The organism is Enterobacter sp. IF2SW-B1 (assembly GCF_001743375.1).
GTDB lineage: Bacteria > Pseudomonadota > Gammaproteobacteria > Enterobacterales > Enterobacteriaceae > Enterobacter > Enterobacter bugandensis.
In genome coordinates, this window is sequence record NZ_MJAA01000019.1 from 1 (window position 1) to 22224 (window position 22224).

24 protein-coding genes and 1 pseudogene are annotated in these 22224 nt (G+C 52.1%); 11 read left to right on the plus strand and 14 right to left on the minus strand.

The features are described 5' to 3' along the window. Positions 1 to 308: 308 nt before the first annotated feature. From A6013_RS23335 to parM, 5 genes are all read right to left on the minus strand, one after another. Entirely contained in the window at positions 309 to 1265 is a 957-nt protein-coding gene (locus A6013_RS23335) for an IS110 family transposase (protein WP_045334581.1), read from the minus strand. Positions 1266 to 1759: 494 nt separating this feature from the next. Then, a complete protein-coding gene (locus tag A6013_RS23345; RefSeq protein ID WP_023345614.1) occupies positions 1760 to 2140 on the minus strand; it encodes a hypothetical protein in 381 nt (126 codons plus the stop codon). A 145-nt stretch (positions 2141 to 2285) separates the two neighbouring features. Beyond that, the gene (locus A6013_RS23350) at positions 2286 to 2549 is read right to left on the minus strand and encodes a hypothetical protein (RefSeq protein ID WP_023345612.1); all 264 of its coding nucleotides are present in this window, start codon (positions 2547 to 2549) and stop codon (positions 2286 to 2288) included. A 3-nt stretch (positions 2550 to 2552) separates the two neighbouring features. Continuing rightward, positions 2553 to 3215, minus strand: a complete 663-nt coding sequence (locus tag A6013_RS23355) for a plasmid partitioning/stability family protein (protein ID WP_023345611.1) — start codon at positions 3213 to 3215, stop codon at positions 2553 to 2555. A gap of 2 nt (positions 3216 to 3217) precedes the next feature. After that, the gene (parM, locus tag A6013_RS23360; protein WP_080336844.1) at positions 3218 to 4189 is read right to left on the minus strand and encodes a plasmid segregation protein ParM domain-containing protein; all 972 of its coding nucleotides are present in this window, start codon (positions 4187 to 4189) and stop codon (positions 3218 to 3220) included. 231 nt (positions 4190 to 4420) lie between these two features. Between parM and umuD the strand changes: the two genes are divergently transcribed. Beyond that, complete coding sequence (gene umuD / locus A6013_RS23365) at positions 4421 to 4852, plus strand: translesion error-prone DNA polymerase V autoproteolytic subunit (protein WP_023345609.1); 432 nt, start codon at positions 4421 to 4423, stop codon at positions 4850 to 4852. After that, positions 4852 to 6123 carry a Y-family DNA polymerase gene (locus A6013_RS23370; RefSeq protein WP_023345608.1) on the plus strand — a complete coding sequence of 424 codons (1272 nt, stop codon included), beginning with the start codon at positions 4852 to 4854 and terminating at the stop codon, positions 6121 to 6123. Before umuD ends, A6013_RS23370 begins: the two co-directional genes overlap by 1 nt. A gap of 737 nt (positions 6124 to 6860) precedes the next feature. Here the strand turns inward: A6013_RS23370 and A6013_RS23375 are convergent. Then, positions 6861 to 7829 carry a ParB/RepB/Spo0J family plasmid partition protein gene (locus A6013_RS23375; protein WP_023345606.1) on the minus strand — a complete coding sequence of 323 codons (969 nt, stop codon included), beginning with the start codon at positions 7827 to 7829 and terminating at the stop codon, positions 6861 to 6863. Then, entirely contained in the window at positions 7829 to 8995 is a 1167-nt protein-coding gene (sopA, locus tag A6013_RS23380; RefSeq protein WP_023345605.1) for a plasmid-partitioning protein SopA, read from the minus strand. Before sopA ends, A6013_RS23375 begins: the two co-directional genes overlap by 1 nt. A gap of 735 nt (positions 8996 to 9730) precedes the next feature. Between sopA and A6013_RS23385 the strand changes: the two genes are divergently transcribed. Next, a complete protein-coding gene (locus tag A6013_RS23385; protein WP_023345604.1) occupies positions 9731 to 10741 on the plus strand; it encodes a RepB family plasmid replication initiator protein in 1011 nt (336 codons plus the stop codon). A 246-nt stretch (positions 10742 to 10987) separates the two neighbouring features. Here the strand turns inward: A6013_RS23385 and A6013_RS25595 are convergent. From A6013_RS25595 to A6013_RS23400, 4 genes and pseudogenes are all read right to left on the minus strand, one after another. Beyond that, a pseudogene (locus tag A6013_RS25595) lies at positions 10988 to 11256 on the minus strand (site-specific integrase); the annotation flags it as partial. A 175-nt stretch (positions 11257 to 11431) separates the two neighbouring features. Beyond that, positions 11432 to 12208: a site-specific integrase gene (locus tag A6013_RS23390; protein ID WP_069733835.1), complete on the minus strand. Its 777-nt coding sequence runs from the start codon at positions 12206 to 12208 to the stop codon at positions 11432 to 11434. Further along, positions 12205 to 12549, minus strand: a complete 345-nt coding sequence (locus tag A6013_RS23395; RefSeq protein ID WP_023345601.1) for a hypothetical protein — start codon at positions 12547 to 12549, stop codon at positions 12205 to 12207. The genes A6013_RS23390 and A6013_RS23395 overlap by 4 nt, the downstream gene beginning before the upstream one ends. Further along, on the minus strand, positions 12533 to 13213 hold the full coding sequence (locus tag A6013_RS23400; protein ID WP_136486986.1) for a hypothetical protein: 681 nt from the start codon (positions 13211 to 13213) through the stop codon (positions 12533 to 12535). Before A6013_RS23400 ends, A6013_RS23395 begins: the two co-directional genes overlap by 17 nt. A 942-nt stretch (positions 13214 to 14155) precedes the next feature. On the opposite strand from A6013_RS23400, the gene A6013_RS23405 reads away from it, so the two are divergent. The 3 genes from A6013_RS23405 to A6013_RS23410 are packed head-to-tail and all read left to right on the plus strand — an operon-like array spanning position 14156 to position 16628. After that, positions 14156 to 15244, plus strand: coding sequence for a transcriptional regulator (locus A6013_RS23405; RefSeq protein ID WP_069733837.1), 1089 nt, complete (start codon positions 14156 to 14158; stop codon positions 15242 to 15244). 10 nt (positions 15245 to 15254) lie between these two features. Continuing rightward, a complete protein-coding gene (locus A6013_RS27650) occupies positions 15255 to 15578 on the plus strand; it encodes a hypothetical protein (RefSeq protein WP_254677893.1) in 324 nt (107 codons plus the stop codon). A 36-nt stretch (positions 15579 to 15614) separates the two neighbouring features. Next, positions 15615 to 16628 (plus strand): hypothetical protein, encoded by a 1014-nt coding sequence (locus A6013_RS23410; RefSeq protein WP_248225975.1) that lies wholly within the window; start codon positions 15615 to 15617, stop codon positions 16626 to 16628. A gap of 341 nt (positions 16629 to 16969) precedes the next feature. Here the strand turns inward: A6013_RS23410 and A6013_RS23415 are convergent, their stop codons facing one another. Next, complete coding sequence (locus A6013_RS23415; protein WP_023345594.1) at positions 16970 to 17398, minus strand: nuclear transport factor 2 family protein; 429 nt, start codon at positions 17396 to 17398, stop codon at positions 16970 to 16972. Between the two features lie 112 nt (positions 17399 to 17510). Beyond that, the gene (locus tag A6013_RS23420) at positions 17511 to 18356 is read right to left on the minus strand and encodes an SDR family oxidoreductase (protein WP_023345593.1); all 846 of its coding nucleotides are present in this window, start codon (positions 18354 to 18356) and stop codon (positions 17511 to 17513) included. A gap of 150 nt (positions 18357 to 18506) precedes the next feature. Here A6013_RS23420 and A6013_RS23425 point away from each other — a divergent pair, with 150 nt between their 5' ends. The 5 genes from A6013_RS23425 to A6013_RS23445 all read left to right on the plus strand — a co-directional run bounded on the left by A6013_RS23425 (position 18507) and on the right by A6013_RS23445 (position 21521). After that, positions 18507 to 18854 carry a helix-turn-helix domain-containing protein gene (locus A6013_RS23425; protein ID WP_032638146.1) on the plus strand — a complete coding sequence of 116 codons (348 nt, stop codon included), beginning with the start codon at positions 18507 to 18509 and terminating at the stop codon, positions 18852 to 18854. A 111-nt stretch (positions 18855 to 18965) separates the two neighbouring features. Next, entirely contained in the window at positions 18966 to 19550 is a 585-nt protein-coding gene (locus tag A6013_RS23430; RefSeq protein ID WP_023345591.1) for a TetR/AcrR family transcriptional regulator, read from the plus strand. A gap of 67 nt (positions 19551 to 19617) precedes the next feature. Next, on the plus strand, positions 19618 to 20460 hold the full coding sequence (locus A6013_RS23435; RefSeq protein WP_048265003.1) for a nitroreductase family protein: 843 nt from the start codon (positions 19618 to 19620) through the stop codon (positions 20458 to 20460). 417 nt (positions 20461 to 20877) lie between these two features. Next, the gene (gene vapB, locus A6013_RS23440; protein ID WP_023345588.1) at positions 20878 to 21108 is read left to right on the plus strand and encodes a type II toxin-antitoxin system VapB family antitoxin; all 231 of its coding nucleotides are present in this window, start codon (positions 20878 to 20880) and stop codon (positions 21106 to 21108) included. Next, positions 21105 to 21521: a type II toxin-antitoxin system VapC family toxin gene (locus tag A6013_RS23445; RefSeq protein ID WP_023345587.1), complete on the plus strand. Its 417-nt coding sequence runs from the start codon at positions 21105 to 21107 to the stop codon at positions 21519 to 21521. Before vapB ends, A6013_RS23445 begins: the two co-directional genes overlap by 4 nt. Before the next feature lie 91 nt (positions 21522 to 21612). Here the strand turns inward: A6013_RS23445 and A6013_RS23450 are convergent. Next, positions 21613 to 22224: family 1 glycosylhydrolase (locus A6013_RS23450; RefSeq protein ID WP_139128241.1), on the minus strand; the 612-nt coding region annotated here is incomplete at its 5' end.

A 22224-nucleotide genomic window follows, 5' to 3' on the forward strand; every position in this document is an offset into this window, starting at 1 on the left:
TTACGCCCCCCCCCCCCCCCCCCCCCGCCGTTGCCAGTGTTTCAGCACGACTGCAGTAACCGGCAGGCCAATAAGCTTAGCCGACTCACCAGAAGCGGCATTTCGGAACCGTCGGCTGGGGTCTAATGTAAAAAATAAAACACCCTAAGGATCCTGGATGGTTCGCTTTGAGCGAGGAATGGATAACATGCTCTCGACAAACTAACATAGCACGATATAAGCAAGTTCCGAGTCTGGCACAAAGCGGACTTTCAGGGATCCCCCTGATAAAATCGTTCTGACTCAGGCGAGTGTAAGAAATTTTATAACTAAGTGTTTAGACCGTTAGCGCCCTCATAAATCCAGTCTTTTTGATCCCGAAACATTGCATTGAGTATAGTGATAAATTTTCTTATACAAGCAGTAAGAGCCACCTTTTTGGGCTTTCCCCTTGCAAGTAATCGAGTGTAAAAAGCCCTGATTTGGGGGTTGAAACGCACTGCTGAAAGCATAGCCATAAAGAGAGTCGCGCGCAGACCTGACCTCCCTCCCCAGATCGCCCTCTTTCCCCTGAGTTGTCCGCTGTCCCTGTCATAAGGACAAACCCCAACCAGCGCTGAAACCTGTCGACGCGTAAGCGAGCCGAGTTCCGGAAGTTGTATCAAAAGAGTGGCCTGTGTTATTGGCCCTATACCTTTTACCTTATCAAGCAGCTTACGTTTCATAGCCAAAGTATCATCCTGGCGTAGCCGTAGCTTAATCTCGGCATCCAGAATATCAATCTCAGCGTCAAGCCATTTGATATGCCGCATGATTCCCTGCTCAATATAAACACCACATAGTTCCTTGAGACGGTTGGTTTCCATTACACGGTTCTGAACCAGCTGACGCCGACGCATCAACAGTATGGCCAAATCCTGTTGCTGCTCGCTTTTTATCGGCCTGAATTGCGGGGTCATGCGCCGACCATATTCGCAGATAATTCTCGCGTCGATTGGGTCACTCTTTGCCACCCTACCCATGGCTCTGGCAAAGTTTTTTATCTGACGAGGATTAATTACAGCGACTGGCAAACCCGATGCACTTAGCATTAATTCAGCAGTACAATGATACCGACTTGTAGCTTCCATGACGACTCCAGCTACAGTAAGCCCGCTTAGTGCTTTCTGTAATTCATGAACTCCCGAAGCTGAATTTTCCAGATGTAGCAACTGCCCGGTAGTGTCGATAAACACTTCCAGAGTGTTCTTGGCTACATCTATACCAACAATGGTTTTATCACTCATATTCAGTTCTCCCTGCCTTGCAGATACGGGCTCGTTATACGCCCAGGCAATTGTTCGGGCTAATACTGAGACTGATGTTGCGCAATGGTGCTCACCCTCGGGCTCATATCCCTGGACGAAGAACGTGCTGCAACATCAGGTAAATCACAATGAGTGTATACGTTTCTCATTGTCATACTGATCATACAAGGACGGAGACAACGTGAACCCTTGCGACCGCAGCGGCCGGGTTAGCGTGAAGGCACGGCGGGTAATTTCTTACGGGAGATATAAAGCGGAGGGAAAAGTTCACATTAAATTAAAATGTGATTTACATCACAAAACAATACATTATAATCGCAGAAAAATTAAGCGATTAGTTTTGACGGCAGGGATGAGATGTCACCCTGCCGTTTTTTTTTGTCCTGAAGAGGACAATGCAGGACAGAGGGTTACAGGATTGAGAGAATGCCAGCCGAACATTGGAATCTGGAAGTGGGCAGCTGGCACGAAACTTATTTAGCTGTTTTGCAGGCTGAGACTAACGATGATCGGAGTACGCGAAACTCAATTACGTCGTTACGCTCGAGAAGCTTGAGAGCGTCTGACGAACAGGCCATTGCAGCCTTCAGTGCCAGTGAAATGGCGAGGCTGCGGTAGCGGTTTTGCAGCATGATGGGGGCATCAGCAGGCACTGCGTCAGACACCTGTAGATATGCTTTCCATGCATCTGGCTGTGCTAAAGCATCACGTTCCACGGCTTCGAGCTGGTCTTCACGTTCCTTTTGCTTTTTCGTGGCCATCTGGTCAAGAACCGCCACTGTGGCTGCGGCATTCACCGCACCGGGTATTGCCAGTGTGAGCGCCACAAACAAAATTGCAGTATTACACTTCATTTGTCCTCCTCATTGTTGTTCATCTCCTTTATTTCCTGACAGTTCAACAGCTCGCTGGCCTCCGCCAGCGTCAGCCCCGTTCTCTTAACCTTTTGCATCAGTCCCGCCCGGGCTGTCTGGTTACCATTCTGAATGATGTTCCTGCTCAGGATCGGTTCTTCGGCTTTTTATCGTCAAACGCCAGGAGAACACCGAGGCCGATCAGCGAGGCGTAGCAGACCTGCATCGCAATTGTCACCGGCAGGGAGATATTATCAACCAGAACACCGGGAACCACGACGGCAACACCTGCCAGTATCATTCCCCTGCCGATCTTTTTTACCCGTTCCGGCCACTGAGATTCAGGCACGTTCCGGGCGCGCAGAAAGTTATGAATGCACTGCTCTGCTTTTTGTTTAATCACTGACATGTTCTAGTCTCCGAATGCCCGGCGCATATTTTTCTTTATCCTGGTCGCTTCAGCGGATACCGGTGCGGCAGGCTCTGCTGGTTTCTCCGGCACTGCAGCCATACTCACGTCAGCCGTACCAGCCATCTGCTGAACCAGAACCTGCAGCTCGCTGACCGTGCCGGGCGGTACCGGCATACTGGCCAGCAGACGCGGCAGCTCCGGTGCGGTCGTATGCAGGGCCAGACCGGTGATAATCAGGTTTCTCAGCAGCTCTCCGCGCAGGCGGGATGACACGCCCGTCAGCACACGCTCAACCCGTTCACTGCTCCGGTCATCCTTAAGCGTCAGGGTGTAACGCCGGCGCTGGTATTCCGTCTCCGGTGACATGGCCAGAGCCGCCACGCCACCATCAGGCTCATCAGGAAGTCCCGAGAGTGAAGACCAGGTGCCGGATACCAGCGCCATCACGGCACAAAGCCGGATGGCGCTCAGATGCCCGTCAAAGAACACCGGGATCAGCGCCGGTAAACGTGCATCCGTCTGGTACATCACCGCCCCGGCGGTGGCGGCGGTCCGGATGAAGTCACCACGCAGGGGCTGTGAGATGGTGCTGATGGTCGCCATCGCCGCGATGTCGGTGCGATCGTCGCTGTGCAGATAGAAAGAATACTGGCCGTCCGGCACGTTTAGTCCTCTTTATTGTAAAGGGCAATCTCTCTGGCCAGCGCCAGCTGCGGATCGCCGATAACCTCGATACGGTCAGGAGCCAGAGGCCAGGCCTGACGGATAGCCTCTTCAATGAGGGATGCCCCTCCCCCGACCAGGAATACCCGGTTAACGTTTCTGAAGGCCGTCAGCTCACTGGTGACACGCGCCCCCAGGGAAGTGATTGCCTCTGTAATTTTGTTCAGAACATCGTCAATTTTTCCGGCATCGTTGATCACTCGCTGCAGATACTGACGATCATTGCGGTTGCGGATGACCGTGTCAGCAATAAGCGCGCTGGTTTCGCTGTCTGCAGCCCGCAGCGCGCCTGCAGCTGCGCGGGTGACCTGTGACACGCCGACAGACGGATTGCCGTGTACCGCACTGATATCATCAAACTGTCCGACAATCACGCCGGCATCGAGCGTGGTTCCGCCGAGATCGATAATCAGGGTGGTCTCAGCGGGTCCGGGCTTCAGCTCCGCGAGACGGGAGAACGCCGCCGGCAGTGATTCCGGCATCACCTTCACGTCCGTTACGGTAAATGCCCTGCCCTTATTCAGAACCAGCTCACGCATCAGGTTTTCCCGTTTGCGTCGGATATTCTCCTCGTTCCGCTGGCAGTCCCCGTCATAATACTCGCTCAGGGGCAGCGTCACGGTCAGGCTCACCGGCTGCGGCTCAAGTCCGCTGTTCAGCAGCGCATGATGCACGGCCAGCAGGTTGAGATCACCGTACTGATATTCCACGTTTGTTGTCGGGATGGCATCCCGGCTGACGCTGTCCCAGGTGTATTTCAGCGTGCCCACCTGATAGTTGAACGTTGCAGCACTGAATTCCGCCACTTTCCAGCCATGCCGGAAGGAGTTAGCAGAAACCCGGGTCTGCAGCTCGTTTCCTTCAAACCATGCCAGCTTAACATTAGTTGAACCATCATCGCAGTAAATATTCACCATTATGCTCCGTCAATTACACTCAATTTGATACATATTATAAGAGCAAAATGGAAAAATAAAAGCCTTATTTCTCATTATGAGTAACATAAAATAATCAAAATGATATTATTGAACATTTTGAGTAGCTTAGGTTACTCACTCTGTTCATGGCGCAGGCGATCTGGATTATCCTCACGCTGTTAAATATACTGTATGTATAACCAGTATATTTAGACGTCAGGAGGAAAGATGAAACTGCAGCTTTTCAGCACCGGGAAAGTACTCCCGCCACAGGTCCATCCGTTGTTTGCAGACCTGGCCAGCTGCGGTTTTCCCAGCCCTGCAGCTGACTATGTCGAATCCGATCTGGATCTCCATGATTACTGCATTCGGCATCCGAGCGCGACTTACTACCTTCGCGCCAGCGGAGACAGCATGGCCGACGGCAGCCTGTACAATGGCGATCTGCTGGTTGTGGACTGTGCCGAGAAGCCCCGGCATGGCGATATTGTTGTGGCCAGCGTGCAGGGGGAGTTTACGGTCAAACGGCTGCTGCTGACGCCACGACTGACCCTGCAGCCCATGAACGCCGCCTGGTCGCCGATTTATCCCGACCCGGACGATCTGGATATCTTTGGTGTCGTCACGCACATAATCCACCGCCCGAGGGAGATGTACTGATGTTTGCCCTAGCCGATGTGAACAGCTTTTATGCCAGCTGCGAACGTGTTTTCCGCCCGGATTTGAAAGGAAAGCCGGTAGTAGTGCTCAGTAACAACGATGGCTGCGTAATCGCAAGAAGTGCCGAGGCAAAGCCCTGGATCAGAATGGGCACGCCGTGGTTTCAGATGAAAAACGAAAGGTATCCGGAAAAAATATACGCGTTCTCAAGCAACTATGAACTTTATGCCTCGATGTCGGCGCGCGTGATGAGCTGCCTGGAGGAGCTGGCTCCGAGGGTGGAACAGTATTCGATTGACGAGATGTTCCTCGATCTGAACGGTGTGGAGCACTGCATTGACCTGGAGGACTTCGGCCGGCAGCTGCGACAGCACGTGTATGACTGTACCCGTCTGACCATTGACGTGGGCGCCGGACCGACGAAAACCCTGGCAAAATCAGCCCAGTGGGCCTCAAAGGAGTGGAAACAGTTTCGTGGCGTGCTCGCTCTGACCCGGGGGAATCCTCAGCGAACGCGGAAACTGCTTTCACTGCAGCCGGTGGAAGAGATCTGGGGCGTGGGAAACCGTATTGCACGCAAGCTCAATGTACTGGGCATTAAGACCGCACTCGATCTGGCCCTGACGAACCCGGCCTTCATCCGCAAAAATTTCTCCGTCGTTCTCGAGCGAACAGTGCGCGAACTGAACGGGGAAAGCTGCATGTCGCTTGAGGAAGCACCGCCAACAAAGCAGCAGATTGTCTGCAGCCGCAGCTTTGGTGAGAAGGTCACTGAATACGATTCGCTCCGCCAGGCGGTCTGTCAGTACGCAGAGTGGGCCTCAGAAAAGCTGCGTAAAGAGCGCCAGTACTGCCGGCATATTTCCGTATTCATCAAAACGTCTCCGTTCGCCGTTAAAGAGCCTTACTACGGGAACGTGGCCACGGAGAAACTGCTTACCCCCACTCAGGACACCCGGGACATCATTGCGGCCGCCACAACGGCTTTGGGGCGAATCTGGAAGGACGGGCACCGGTATGCCAAAGCCGGTGTGATGCTGAATGACTTCACCGGCTCCGGCGTCTCGCAGCTGCAGCTGTTCGACGAACGTCCGCCACGTCCTCACAGCGCTGAGCTGATGAAGGTTCTCGATGGCATTAATCATTCCGGTCTGGGACAGGTCTGGTTTGCCGGACGAGGGATTGCGCCTGCATGGCAAATGAAACGCGATATGCTCTCCCCTGCGTACACCACCCGCTGGAAAGATATTCCCGTTGCGAGGATCAGATAAATTCTGCTTTTCAGAGAGAGCCAGTAGTGCTCGCCGCAGCCGAACGACAGGGCGAAGCCCGCGAGTGAGCGAGGAAGCACCAGGGGAACAAAACGAACATAATCTTCTTACGCACCGAAAACAGGAATAACTGTAACAATCTCAAAATCGGTATTGTGATAGAAACAACTGAACAGAGTGGGACCATGGTCCCAGTTAAATCCGGCGTGTGGAATCGATATTCCCAGTGGGGTTTGACGGGTGAGTTCTGCCACGCAAGTAGGAGGTGGGACCGTGGTCCCAGTTTAATCCGGTGTGTGGAATCGATATTCCCAGTGGGGTTTGACGGGTGAGTTCTGCCACGCAAGTAGGAGGTGGGACCGTGGTCCCAGTTTAATCCGGTGTGTGGAATCAACATTCCGGGCGGGGTTGACGGATGAGTTCTGAAACGCAAGTAGGAGGTGTGACCATGGTCCCAGTTAATCTGGTGTGTGGAATCAGTATTCCGGGATGGGCTACCGTCTGTGTTCTGATATGCAGGTTGAGGGGGAACCGTGGAACTAGTTAAGAAAAAGTAGCAGGAACTAGATTTTAGATTATGGTAACAATCAGGTTGAGAGAAGAAAACAGACCTTTTTAACAACACTGGGCTAGAGTGCAGAGAATAGCTGCTCCGGATGTATATATTCCGAAGCAGCATGTAACGCATTAAGGATATTGGAAATTAATGATAACGCTCGCTTGTATCATTAAACAGGCTAAACTTTTTGTAAGTCGCGAAGTATGCTTTCTATCTTCTCGATACACTCGGCAGGCAAGCGTGATTTGTCGAGATTAAAAATGACCCTATCGCCTTTGTAAAGAGCTGTAGCTCCAGGTACAAACTGGTGACGGGTACTGAGATTAACTTTTTTACCGGATGGCTCTTTAAGTATATCTGTTAGTAAACCGATAACTTCCTCGGGTTCAAATATAACCCCCGCTTTCTTTTGCTCATGAAGCTGCTGTGTCTGTTGCAATAGTAAAGCTTCTTTTCCCGAGAATGCCTTATACAGAGCCTCACCGGAACGGGCAGAAAGTTCACCGGGATGAGTAAAGAGGGCAACCACGGATTTTGGTAACAGAGCCGTGTTTATGCAGCGCGTGATAATTTTACGGGAAATATTCTCGGCGTCTGCCAGGGCGGAGACATTGCCGCTAAATTCATTTTCCAGCCGTAGTGCATAGCGCTTGCCCCGTTCATAAGCACTGACTGGGCGGTAATCATTACCCAGCCTGGATAACGACATCATCTGTTCGTCATCGAGATCGCCCACAAGAACGCGATAATCCGATGATGTCAGTATGGCTGCTTTCCGACGACGACTGCCATCTGCAATCTCGATGACACCTCCTTCTACCCGTCGTCCGAACGCAGGCGTCTGCTGACCACTCAGGAGGAAAGAGGGGATCAGATCATCAAGCGCGTCTTCGGTCAGTAGCTCCTGGTCACGTTCATTACCTGACCAGACCCTTGATGCCGTTTCAACGCTCTCGCCCGGGATGGCTTCGAGAATAAATTTCACTTCCCGGCCACAAACCGGAAGCAGAATGGTATTCCCGCGGGCCATGGCTCCCACCCGTGCAATTAATGAATCAACCATCGGTGCAGCGGGTGCCGCTGACGGATCAGTTTCGGGGCGGATATCTTTTACGGTATGTTTTGGAATAACCGGTGCACGTTTCATTATCTGATCTCCCAGCGAGGTTTAATCAGACGATCAAAAATTTCATTACAGACAGGCTCCCAGATAGACAGCGCATTTCGCCAGGCTCCTGTAGATGAGCGCTGATCGATAGCCTGCTCAAACACCGTTCTCATACGGATCTGACCTTTACCGACTTCGTCGGTCTCGCGAACTACGTTTTTCAGTACCATGCTTCCCCAGGCATCGCGGATCTGTTCTTCCATCCAGGGTGACTGTGAGCCATTGTTATTGCTGTACTTGGTCAGAAGAATTCTGACGTCAGGTTCAAAACCCTGCAGGTCCACGTTTTTTAAAAGATCGCGCAGCATGTCAAAAAACTGAAGGGCAGAGGTGTAATCGAATAACTCTGCGGGTGTTGGCACGATGAGCACATCCGCAGCACAGACGACATTGATGGTACCAATACCGAGGTTTGGTGCACTGTCGATAACAATGACATCATAATCATGAGCCACCGTTTCGATGGCCAGACGAAGCATCATGTGAGGTTCTGTCGGCAGTTTCCCGTCGTCAAACCTTCCCATGAGCTCTGTCTCAATGCGGTGCAGGGCCAGGCATGACGGAATGATGTCGAGACCCGGCCAGCAGGTGGGCTTGACGGCATAGGCAGCATCATCGCGCTCACCCAGATAAAAAGGCAGCAGTGTATCTTCGGCATGGATATGCAAATCAGGAACCCAGCCGTGGTACATGGAGGCAGTGCCCTGAGGATCGTTCCCTTCAACAAGAAGGACCCGCAGCCCTTTCAGCGCCAGATCCTGTGCCAGATGGACAGATACGGATGTCTTATAGACCCCTCCTTTATGTGCTGCTACTGCGATAACGGGCGGAACGCTGTCATCAGGACGGCGCAGACGGGTGCCAAATACATCCCGCATGTGGTTAATTTGCTCAATGGTGTAGCCCACCCGTTGCTCCACACGTCCACGCATTTCCATATCAGGATGGGGAAGGCGTCCAGCTTTTTCTGCATCGCGGATCGCCTGAGAAGAAACGCCAATCAGATCGGCGGCTTCACCCACACGCCAGCGCCGGGTGATTTTCCTGGCCTCCGGGCTGTCATCATTAAACTGAGCAATCGCGATAGCTTTCGTCATTTCATGACCGGCCGCTATGCACTGGTCAAGCGTGTCCATCAGTCCCATTATATGTTCCTTGTCTTCAGCTTTGCATTAAGCTATTAAATCTTGATGAAAGTTGCAAAGCAACATTAAAATTGCAAACCACATCAAAAATTGCAAAGCTGATCGGAATACAACCATATTCATTTCAACATGACCCTGAGATGCCAGCCTTCACACCTTAGTAAATATCATCCGCTCGCCGCAGAAAGCGTGCGCACAGGCGCATGCGTCGAGGAAGCGGAATTACTGCACACTTGAAGGATCTGGTGACGCTCCACAGCTGACAAGGGTCACCGGTGGTCTGAAGTATGAATACTTCACTAAAGTATGCAGATTATTGACTGTGGTATGTAACTGATTAGGGTAAGGGGAGTGCAATGGAATGCATTTTCCTGCATATCGCAGTCAATATTATTATCTTTCGGGCTACTGAATTATCTCATTGTTGTACCTGAATTCGTTTTTTGTAATGTCAGTCGCCATGTGTACAGGACGCTGACAGTTATTCCATACTTCGATCCAGTAATTGATCCTTAAGGAGATCATCTTGAGATCAAAAAGAGATCCCCGGATCGTTCAATGCCCCGTTGCGCCTGGGCCTGGATGCTGTCTTCATTAACTGCGGTGTGTGGTATGTTGACTGTTGTGTGCGGGATCACCTATTGCGGTATGCGATTGTATTAACTGGGGTATGTATTTCCGTTGACTGTGATATGCATATATACTTTCCTTTGTGGATAACTGCGGGTTAATAGAATGGCTATGGAAAATAATGAGTTACCCCTGAATCTTCAGGAGGTCAACAAGACAACGGGCGAAGTTGTTAAGCTGGATGTCAACAGCGCCAGTACTGTTCAGCCTGTAGCGCTCATGAGACTTGGTCTTTTCGTTCCTACCCTGAAATCGACCTCCAGGAGTAAGACTAACCGCAAAAACGTCACGGATGCGACTGAGGAGCTCGTACAGCTGTCCATTGCCCGTAGTGAGGGGTACACCGATGTCAGGATCACCGGATCGCGCCTTGATATGGATACTGACTTCAAAGTCTGGCTCGGGATCATCCGTTCAATGTATGATTTTGGCGTCAAGGATGACACGCTTAAGCTGTCTTTTGTTGAGTTCGTTAAAATGTGTGGTTTTGACTCCCGACGCTCTAACAAAAAAATGCGCGACAGGATCAGCAACTCTCTGTTCAAGCTTGCGTCCGTGACCCTCAAGTTTCAGAGTGAAACGAAAGGGTGGACCACACACCTGGTTCAGTCTGCCTATTATGACATCACTGCCGATGTCGTGGAGATCAGGGCAGAGCCCAAGCTCTTTGAGCTTTATCAGATGGACAGGCGGGTTCTGTTGCGTCTGAAGGCCATCGATGCCCTGCAGCGCAAGGAGTCTGCGCAGGCACTCTATACCTACATCGAAAGCCTGCCACAGAATCCGGCTCCCATATCCATGAAACGTATGCGTGACAGACTCAATCTGACGTCTAACATCTACACGCAGAACCACACGGTGCGCAAAGCTATGGCGCAGTTGAAGGATATCGGCTATCTGGATTACACCGAATTCAAACGCGGCCGGGCCACCTACTTCAGCGTGCATTACCGTAATCCGAAACTCATTAGTAGCAAGGTCGTTGTTCCCCGTGAGCCGGAAGAGGAAGTACCTGAGCAGAACTATGACGAAGTGATTAAAGCCCTGAAGGCTGCAGGTATTGATCCTCAGAAACTGGCAAAAGCGCTCAGCAGCGTGAAATCGGAAAATGACTGAGGTATGCCATTTTAGGATGTGTTGACTGTGGTATGCGCTCTGCATACCACAGTCAATTTATACGGATTCATCATCCCGTTTAGGTTTTGCCTGCCTTAACTGCAATATGCGGATACGCCTCCCGGGGTATTGATATTGACTGCGGTGTGTGTAATAGCGGGCAGTCTACTGAACATCTTCACTGCAATATGTGTCCCTTCATCACTCAGTCAATATTGTGCGTTAGGCTGGATGCCCTGAGTCCGGTACTTTCACAAAGGGTCTTAACCCGTCAAGATCAAAGGATTCCGGGGTCAGCGTCCGGGATTCACCGATCCGCACACCGGTGTTCCAGAAAGTGGAGAACAGTATGTAATGGCGAAGATCCGGCATATAGATGAGCAGGGCTTTCACTTCGGAGGCGAGGAGGAACGCCAGGGAGCGCCGGTTAAGATGGCCATCCTTCTGAGTGAGACCGCGGTCGGAAAGTCGACCCCATGGGCTATCGGCAACAGTGAAATGCGTTCTGGTGAAATGGGGTAATGCCAGGATGGACAGGATCGGAACGAGAAGGTAAATAATAAAGAAGAAGTAAAGTGTGCTACGTGAATTCCGGCCTTGTACCCTGTCAGTTTTCACGTAACGCAAGATTAATTTATTATCGAATAAGTGGGTTTCGTTACAACTGTCTGTAAACGTTTGCAAATTTAGTTATCTGGTTTTCAGCATTGCAACAGCATCAGCCTCTGCCATTGAAAACTGTACCCTGTGTCTTGCTGCGACATCGAGCGCAAACACCTTCGTATACACCTCCGTCGAGCTGATGCTCTTATGTCCCATTAAACTCTGGAGCACCTTCAGCGGTATGCCGGCATACCGCATGTGCATGGCATAGCTGTGGCGGAATGTATGCGGTGTAACCGGCACGGAGAATGTCACCCCGTCTGCCGCCGCGGCTTCCACCGCTTCGCCGATCCAGGTGCGGACCGTCCGGTCGGTGATCTCCCAGATACGCGCTTTCTCGGTTCTTCCGCTTCGCTTGTTACGTCGTTCAAGGGGTATTTTAAGCGTGGCCACCATCATCTCCAGCTGACCGGCATAGTTAGCATCAGAAAGCGGAACGATACGATGAGGCTGGCTACCGGCCGGAGCACGGCCGGCCGTTCTGGCTGCCTTCTCGGTGCGCTGTTTGAGCGTGGCCAGCTGCACGAACGGGTAGGGCGGTGCCAGCGAAAAATCTCCCCTTGTCAGGGCCAGTGCTTCGTTAATACGGGCGCCGGTGTTCCACAGGGTGGCCAGCAGCATCTTGCGGTGAAGATCGGGCACGTAGTGGAGCAGGGCGCTCACTTCCGGCGCCAGCAGGTATTTCGGCAGTTCGTCCTGAACGAGCGCCATCTGGCGCAGGGCCAGTGCGGCAGGATAGTCGATGGCCACCGGCAGCTGCGTGGCCGAAAAGGAAACGCCCTGGCCTGGTATTGCCGGCATCATTGCTTGTTGTCCCTGTCGGACAGGTATTGCTCTGTAAGTCGTGCCAGTGCTTTCTGCGCGTAATCCTCGCCCGGGAGCACACTGATTTCTCCCCGGCGTTCCATCTCGGCGCCGATGGCGCTGAGGGTCGTCGCTACCGGAAGCAGCCGGCGCAGCTGCAGGGCGTGCCCGCATGCGGAACGGATGCGATCGGCAAATTCATCCTCATCGCGGGAATATGCTCCCGGCGCCGGCCGTTCCCGGCCATCCTTTTCTGACTGCAGCTGCTGGCACAGTTCCAGAAGCTCGACAATATTATCGGAGATAGCGATTGCTTCAGAACTGTCATTCACTGCTTTCATTCTTCTTTCCCGGTAAATCACAAAGAGCCCTAATTTCTTTTTCCAGCTCAGCACATTCCTCAGAAAGATGCCTGTACCTTGCACGCCTTTCACGGAAGTAGGAGGCATTCTCCGGATAGTCATCGTGGACATCACGTTCAACTTCCAGATAGCGTTCAGTCGACTGTTGTCGCAGAGAAAGCTGTCGGATGCGGAGAAGCAATTCTCCCGGGAGCACAGCCCAGTCTCCCTCAATATCGCTTATATCAGGGAGTTGAGCATGGCGTGTAGGAATGCGGACCATTTCTTCATTCGCCTGGTTTCTGTATTCACCGGAGTCCGAAGCCACAAGATTAAATTGATAGCGGCACTCTTTCAGATAGAGGATAAGGCCGGCACCGATGAATGCTCTGTCGGAAGCAAGTTTTTGTACCTTTTCATTTTTTTCCTTCCGGGCGATAAACCACTGGGTTACGATACCGCCGGCGATTGCCATCAAACCACCAATGAAGGCGGAAAACACTGGCACCCAGTTTTGCAGATTATCAGCTACTGGCTGGGTACTCTTGATCATTGTTGTTGCTGGCTCAAGTCCCTGCATTCCTTCATGCGTAGCCGCGTCAGCGACACAGGAAGTACAGCCTAGTAATACCAGGGTGACCCCTTTTTCGGAAAGCTTTTTCATTATTCGTACCATTCTCAATTCCTTAAACCCTTTGTACCGGACTGCACCAGGGTAGCTGAGAAATCCCGCCCACCTTACTCAATATCCCGTTAGGGAATACTGCCAGGCGGCCTCCTTACTTAGTGGTATTTTTGTGGGCTCTGTTTGCCAGTTAATCTCTTGGTCGAGCGGGGAAAGAGGATTACCAATGTATACCCAGACACCTGCAGTTAGATCTTTATACGCGAGCATCCTTTTAGTGCCCGTGACAATGACTGGCATATGGCTATAGCGGATTAACACAGCTGAAATTTTGTGTCTGGGAGGAATCGGATCTTCTCTTAACCATAAATCCTGATGCCCATGCTGGTTAGTCAAGTAATCCCATACATCTTCTAATGATTTATGCAATTTATCTTCCTTTGTAATAGTAACCTAGGGTAATTATGACGCGCGGCATAGTCAGCTGTGTACTACCCCACGTCTGTCACTTGTATGATTTTCCTATGCCGTAACTTTTATCATGATGATAATAAGCAGGCATATAGAAACTCAGTTAAATTACCGGACGACCGTATCGCTGAGATCCGACTTTCTGCATATTAACGGATTTCCGGATGTGTACCACGGTGGAGAAATAAGCGCGGCGGTAGTAACCCCGGGGTGGACCTGGCCGGATACCCAGTGGAAGACTGCCGTTAAGTCCCCGTCATTCCTCAATATAGGTCATAAAACCGTTTCGTTTCACGGAAATTTTCGGGGGGCATATCTGAAGATCCGGAACTACCTTTTTTCGGATCTCAGGAGAAATAAGAAGAGAGAACAGAAGGCGTAGCAATCCCGGCATCACTTTCCGTAGTTATAGATTCATCACAAACATATGCGTCAAAGGATAAATTTAATAACACATTTCATTGATGCTAGGTTAGCATGGCGAACAAAACAAACATGAAAGGAACGTTGATGCTCAGCCAGCTTAACCTGCGTTTTCACAAAAAGCTGATCGAGGCGCTGAAAGTGCGCGCCGGTCGCGAAAATACTTCGGTCAACGCCCTGGCCGAACGCTTCCTCGATGACGGCCTGAAAACAGTCGCGCCCGGCGACGGGTATTTTCAGCTGGTTGCCGATCCGGAGGCCACGGTCCGGCAGCTGTACCGGCATATCATTCTCGGCCAGACCTTCGGCACCGCGCCCGTTTCCCGGGACGAGCTGCGCTTCATCCTGGCCTATGCCCGGGAAGCCTTTCTGTGCGGCCGGAACAGGGTGGCCACGCTCCCGGCCCTGCGCACCCTTCTCGACATCACCCGGGACCTGCTGACCTGGCAGGCTGAGAACGACCGTCCGGTGGACGGACATTACCTTAAAGGGATCTTCCGCCTGGCCGGGGAGAGCTGGACGGAAGAATTTGACGCCTTCCTGGCGGCGCTGAGCCCCGTGGTGGATCAGATGTATGCCGAACACCTGCTGCGCCCGCTGGAAAGCGACTGTTTTGTCCTGGCGGACGTGCCGGACGCCGTGCTGGGGGAAATCTTCACCCTGCCACGGCTGAAAGCCATTTTCCCCCTGGTCCTGCGCGGGCTGGACTGGAGCACACAGAAAGCGACAGCGCTGGCGCAGGATCTGCGCCCGGTGATCCCGGCCGTGACGCAAACCATCGAAGCCGGCACCCTGCGCCTCGATATCCGCATTGACGGCCAGCATCCCGGCGAGCGCCCGGGCGCCTGGTACAATACACCCCGACTGCACCTGCTCATCACCGGCCAGGACTTCGTGGTGCCGTACGGGTGGGAAGCCTTCTCCGAACTGCTGGGGCTGTTCACGCTGTACGCCCGTCATCCTGAAGCCCTGGCGCACGGCCACCAGGGTGAGCGCGTGATGTTCTCCCCGCCGGGAAACGTCACGCCGGAGGGATTCTTCGGCATCGACGGGCTGCGGGTTTTTATGCCGGCAGAGGCCTTTGAGTTGCTGGTCAGCCAGATGACAAGTGACACGGTTACCGGTCAGCTGGCAGACGCCCTTAACGGCCTGCGCTGCCTGTATGGAGATTTGTGAGGAGAGGCTTATGTACAATAACCTTCCGGCCCTGAGTGAGAGTATCCTTTGGGATGACAACCTTCTGGCTACAGACTATACGGAACTGGATGCAGAAGCACTGGGAAGTGCGTTAAGGAGCTACCTTCAGGCTGTCAGTGTTCTGCGCGGGGAGTGGCATCCCCTGCATGACTCTCCGCTCAGCCTGTGGATTGCCCGTCACGATCAACTGGCTCTTTATCGCCCCGGCCTGCTGTCGGCTGAACGCATCATCCTGACCGATACACTGGAGGAAGCGGTGCTACGCCTTGTTACCATTGAGTCATCGGAAGCGATGGATCGGCTGATACATTAAAATGCAACCGATCGGCTGGCAGATATCAGGACCGGCGTGGCGCAGTTCGTGCGTTTTGTGAAGGACAATTTTCTGCTGATCCAGGCCGGCTTTATTGCCTTCACACCCTGTGAATCAGTCCGGCAGGAGCAGGAGCGTAAGATGCAGCTCCTGCAGGATAATCCCGACCGGCATTTCCTTAACGCCGTGATGCCCGCAGAGGTGGTCCGGCTGTACGAGAGGAGCGTGAAGGTGCGGGGGGTCAGACGGGTCAGCAATGAAGGGCATATCCGCTTCGTGTCAGAAAAAACACTGCCGGACGAAATCATGCTGGAGCTGCGGGACTGTCAGAGCCCTTTTACCAATGCCTATATGTACCAGGAGCTGCAGCCAGTCGAAGTGGAAGAAGACGGCAGATTCAGGGCAAGGATCACCCGCGGTAAACACGAAAGCCGTAAAGGGTATGACCGATGGGTGCGCGGGGCCATGAACCGGAGTATCTACTTTCATTATCACGGGCTGCTGACTGATATCAGTCAGTCAGCCCGGGCCGGCGCCTCACTTGTCACCCGCTGTCCGCTGCAGGGCAAAATCCTGCAGAAACTCGACGCATCCGGGAGACTGTCACGCAGAATGCTTGAGGTTGAACTCCCGTTTCTGCAGAACTTGTCGCTTCACGACATTTTCCGCATCCGCACCGATTATGAGCCGAGCGTAACAGCCTTCAGACGCACGCTGCGTGACTGTGCGGTTGAAATGGAGCGGGCATCTGGACCGGCGGAGATCAGCCTGCTGCAGCAGCGTTTCCGGGAGCGAATTGCTGATGAAGGGCTGGATGATCTGCAGCAGAAACTTGCCACATGGAAGCGGCGGAGTATACAGGACACAGCCCTGCTCGCCGTGCCGGCTGTGCTGGGTTACATGGGGGCGCCTTCATTGCTCAATCTGGCCGCCGGAGCGGCCAGTCTTCTGCAGGCCGCGCTGAGTGCCCACCGTCATCATCAGGAGGTTATCCATCATCCGTCCTGGTTTCTCCTGCGCACCACAGATATTCAGCGGCTAAAAAAATAGCGCCGCAGCAGGATGGGGGAAGCTCTCTTTCAGGCAGGTGTACATTTCGGTAATTAACGTCTGCTCTGTGCCAAAAGCTGGCGTTGCTATGGCTGCTGGGTATCAACCGGTAGGGGCCAGGTCAGGGGCACGGGCGGTATGGAGGCTGGGTAATCATGCCTATGACGTCCCGGCCGCTTTAAAGGTGAATGATTATCTTCATCTGTGGGCTGGAGCCCTGGATGTAGCCGGCAACGTTTTGAACAGCAAAAACGCATGCCCTTTAAAATATTGCGCAGTTCAGGGGGGGAATGTCTTGGAATGATGTTCACGCCTGATAAGCTTCCCCCCCTGTATCAGCATCAGAATCCTTCACCTTCGCCTGTTACCGCCGGGCCAGAATAATGAACCTGTGCAATTTTCCAGTTTCCGTCAGGGCCTTTTAACAGCACCTGGCTTTCGCGCCCAGTAGTATGAAGCTCATCGCCGCTATCACGAAAGGTTGCAACAAAGTCCCAGTAAAACTCTACTACGGCCGTATTTTCACCATAGTAACGGATGTCAGGCGCACCTACGGTTTTCAGTAAACGGCTGGAAAACATTTCATCCATTGTCATGCGATAAAAGTTTTGCTCAATCTCATCCCAGCCTTTTTCATGTCCGCGGGGATGAATGAAACTGACGTCATCGCCAGCCTTCCATATAGAGCGCGCTAATTCGTAATCGCATCGGATAATTGACTCGATATAATCACTGATGACATTCTCAGCTTTGTCATGCTTCAGGTTCATTTTTAACCTCATTTTTTACCGGCATCCAGATTCAAAAATTCTGGAAGAAAAGACTTAGTTAATTGACTTTGACTGTCGATGAAAGGTGCCCCGAAGTGACGGGGCAACATTGTCAGGCAAGCGCTTTCTGAACGCTTACTGCGATAGGCGTAGTTTTTCTGCCAATCAGTTTTGACAGAACATGGCTGTCATCAAACAACGCGTTCTGAGAGGCACCCGTATCCCATGACGCAATCGCCTCAGCAAATCCATCAGGCAGGCCTGCATTTTTTAGTGCCGCCGCGTAATCTGCTTCCGGGATATTACGGTAAGGAATATCTTTGCCGCTCTGAGCCGTAATTTCCGCAGCTAAATCAGTCAGCGTATAGAATTCATCTCCGGCCAGCTCATAGGTTTTGCCTTCGTGGCCTTGCCCGGTCAGCGCCACTACAGCGGCTTCTGCGTAATCCTCACGAGGCGCGGAGGAAATTTTGCCTTCGCCAGCACTGCCATAAAAAGCGCCAAGGCCCAGCGCAGGTGCAATAGAACCCGTGTAGTTTTCTGAATACCAGCCGTTACGCAGGATTGTATAGTCCAGCCCCGAGTTTTTGAGAGCCTGTTCTGTCTGGACGTGTTCTGGTGCCAGGTTGAGTGGTGACTTGTCAGCATGCAGCAAGCTCGTATACACGATGCGCTTTACACCATTTTTTACAGCAGCACGGATTACATTTTCGTGCTGCACCGCACGTTGCCCGATTTCATTGCCGGAGATAAGCAGCAGGGTATCAACTCCTTTCAATGCTACATCCAGCGTATCCTGGCGAGTGTAATCAGCTTCGCGTGTAGCTACACCCAGGCCAGCTGCTTTCGCAGGGGTTCTTACCAGAGCGACAATTTCAGAAGCGTCAACTTTTTGTTTAAGTTTTTCAATAACTAACTGGCCAAGATGGCCTGTTGCACCAGTGATTGCAATCGTCATTTTATTCTCCGTATCAGGTAAAAGTTGCTCACGTTTAAACTGAAAAGGTACTATACCGATATAGATTATTTTAGTAAGTACTTACAAAAAGGTTAGTGTTAAATGACATTAATTAAAGATCAGGTTCGTGACAATGCTTCAGCGTCAGAGATGCCTGCTATCACCTGCAATGTGATGGCTGCAGGATGCCCGTCAAGGCAGGTACTTCAACACCTGAGCAGCCGCTGGGGCGTTTTGATAATGGTCGCCCTGCTATCTGAGACCCATCGTTTCAGCAGCTTAAGACGGCGTATTGAAGGGGTAAGTGAAAGAATGCTGGCCCAGACTCTACAGTCTCTTGAGAGTGATGGGATGATTAAACGGTACTCATATGACACCATACCCCCGCATGTCGAATACTCACTGACGCCTCTGGGACGCGTTGTGGCAGTGAAACTGCAGGAACTTGTTTCAATAATTGAGGCCAGCCAGGCAGAAATCCTGAATAATTCGCGTTAAAAAATTAATGTGCTGACGTTATCGTCTGCCTGCTTTTAACGATACTACTAATTATTGACTGACCGTTCCATAATTGTTAGGGTGATAACACTTCTGAGGCAGGAGTAAGCGATGGCAGGCAGACCAAGAGAATTTGATGACCAGCTGGTAATACAGGCAGCCATGGATGCATTCTGGCGTAACGGTTTTGAAGCGACTTCGGCGCAGGAACTCGTTGACAGCACAGGTCTGGGCCGTGGCAGCCTGTATGCTGCTTTCGGCAGTAAAGAAAATCTTTATCATGAAGCCCTGCGACGCTATCACCGCTCCAGCATTGAGTTTCACGAGGAAGTTTTCCGCCAGCCCGGAAGCGTGAAAGATCGACTCCGAATTCTGCTTGAAAAAGGCATTGAGCTTGATTTCAGCGACATTGAGCGTAATGGCTGTATGGCGATATTTTCTCCTCTCGAAAGAGCGGCTAAAGATAAAACCGTTGAAGGCCTGAGTCGCAGCTATATCAAAGAACTTGAAGGGATGTTTGTTGCGCTTTTTTCTGCCGGTATTACGACCGGAGAGTTTGAAAGGGGCCGTCAGGCTCAGTCGATGGCGAAAGCATTCATGTGTGCCTACTTTGGCTTCCGGGTGTTTGGCAGGATCGTGCATGAACCTGAATATCAACAGCATGCGATTGAAGCGCTTATCGGCAGTATTCAGTAAAAGGCCAGAAGGCCTTTTTATTTAACCTATTTTTGAACGATCATTACAATTTACGATGAGAAAATTTATGACTGACGATTTTCAGAAAGAACTGCTGATAGCGGCACGCTATGGCGAGAAAGACAGGCCTGAAAATATTATCTGGAACAAACAGATAGAAGGGTTACTCTGCCACCGTTCAGTCAGAAGCTTTTCGCCGCAACCTCTGCCTGAATACTGGTTTGAAACTCTGGTGGCAGCCGCACAGTCTGCCTCAACATCCTCAAATCTACAGCAATGGAGCGTAGTAGCGGTTACCGATCCTGAGCTTAAGGCACAGGTAAGAAAGCTGTCCGCTGGGGATAGCGGTCTGGCTAATGGCTACATTGAGGAAGCGCCTGCGATACTTTTATGGGTGGCTGACCTGTCGCGTAATCATGATATGACCGTGGCGGATGGTCTGAATCCGGGTGTGCATGAATATCTCGACTCATTTGTTATGGCGACTGTGGATGCCTCGCTTGCCTCGCAGAACGCTACTGTGGCGGCCGAATCAATCGGACTGGGAACCGTTTATATCGGGGCTACACGAAACAAGGCAAAAGAACTGGCCGAACTTATTCAACTGCCCCCGCACAGCTACGTTGTATGCGGACTGGTTGTCGGATGGCCCGATCCGAAAAGCAACGCAAGTATTCGCCCACGCCTGCCTCAGAGCGTGGTCGCTCACCATAACCGCTACAACGCATCTGACTTTGACGCACATGTTAAAAGCTATGAAGAAGCGTTCCATGCGTTTCGTGAAGGACTGGGAATGAAAGACAAAACCTGGAAACAGGCCGTACAAAGCTCAGCAACAAGCATGGACTATATGGACGGACGCCAGAACCTTCGCGCTACGCTTGAAGATCGCGGATTCGGTTTTAAATAAATCTGTTGCGGCTGTGTGTGCAGCCGCAAAAAAAGCGTCACTTACTGCTATCAAATCAGACATAAGTATTACGTCCGCTTTTCGCTCATAGCGGACCTTGACCATTTACCGGAACCCCACCAGGCAAGCCTCATTCAGTAGCAATACAACTCAATCTAAATCAGCTTTTCAGTAAGGATCCGGCTTTGGTATTTTTCGGATCTGACCGGGAAAAGAGAGAAGAAAGCATATGTGAAGGATATCCATATGCATGACATCTGCATAGGTATAGCATACGCATATACTCACCATCTGCATATGCCATATCTATACATATGCCGAACATCTGCCTATACTGAACATATGCACACACCCGGTGCAGTGAACCTCAATCCGGATATGCGTCACATATCCATACTTACCCGGGAGAGAAAGAACATGAGAACCGTATCTATTTTTAAAAACGGCAACAACCGCGCCATCCGCCTGCCCCGCGATCTGGATTTTGAGGGGGTGAGCGAGCTCGAGATCGTCCGGGAAGGGGACAGCATCATCCTGCGTCCCGTCCGGCCGACATGGGGCTCGTTCGCGCAACTGGACAGGGCCGATCCGGACTTTATGGCGGAGCGTGAGGATGTGGTCAGCGATGAAGGACGCTTTGCGCCATGAAGAAAACCTGGATGCTCGACACGAACATCTGCTCGTTCATCATGCGCGAGCAGCCGGCAGCGGTGCTGAAGCGCCTGGAGCAGGCGGTGCTGCGCGGTGATCGCATCGTGGTCTCGGCCGTGACGTACGCCGAGATGCGCTTCGGCGCCACCGGCCCGAAGGCCTCGCCGCGCCATATTCAGCTGGTCGATGCGTTCTGCGCGCGCCTCGATGCCATCCTGCCCTGGGACCGCGCCGCGGTGGACGCCACGACGGACATCCGGGTGGCGCTGCGCCTCGCCGGGACGCCGATCGGCCCGAACGACACGGCCATTGCCGGGCACGCCATCGCGGCCGGCGCCGTCCTGGTGACGAACAATGTGCGGGAGTTTGAGCGGGTGCCGGGCCTGATGCTGGAAGACTGGGTGAATTAACGAAGTCTGGCCGCCATCCGGCGGCCAGACAGTCATTCAGCGATAAAAGTCGTATTCACTTCATCGTTTCTGTATGACAAAATCCGGATATTCAGATATTTGGCACCAGCGTTTCACCGTTACTTTTTATAACATCGGCATACCAGTAGAAGCTCGCTTTTCTGTAGCGCTTAAGATCGCCCCGTCCCGTATCATCGCGATTGACGTAGATAAAGCCGTAACGCTTACCTAATTCCGCGGTGGAGTTACTGACCAGATCGATGGGGCCCCATGATGTGTATCCCATCACATCCACGCCATCTTCGATAGCTTCCCGGACCTGGTACAGGTGGTTATTCAGATAAGCGATACGGTAGTTGTCGTCAACCGTAAAGTCGTCTTGAAGAATATCTCTGGCACCCAGTCCGTTTTCGACAATGAACAGCGGCTTCTGATAACGATCCCACAGCATGTTTAACAGAATGCGCATTCCCGTCGGGTCAATTGTCCAGCCCCACTCCGACACCGGCAGCAGCGGGTTTTGTATCATGCTCAGCACGTTACCCCGTGACTTCTCGATGGTGTCCTCGTCGGTTGTCGCACAGCCGCTGTTGTAATAGCTGAACGAGATGAAGTCCACGGTGTTGTTCTTCAGCTGCTCGCGGTCCTCCTCTGTAATATCCAGCACAATATTATTGTCACGGAAGAAGCGCAGCATGTACCC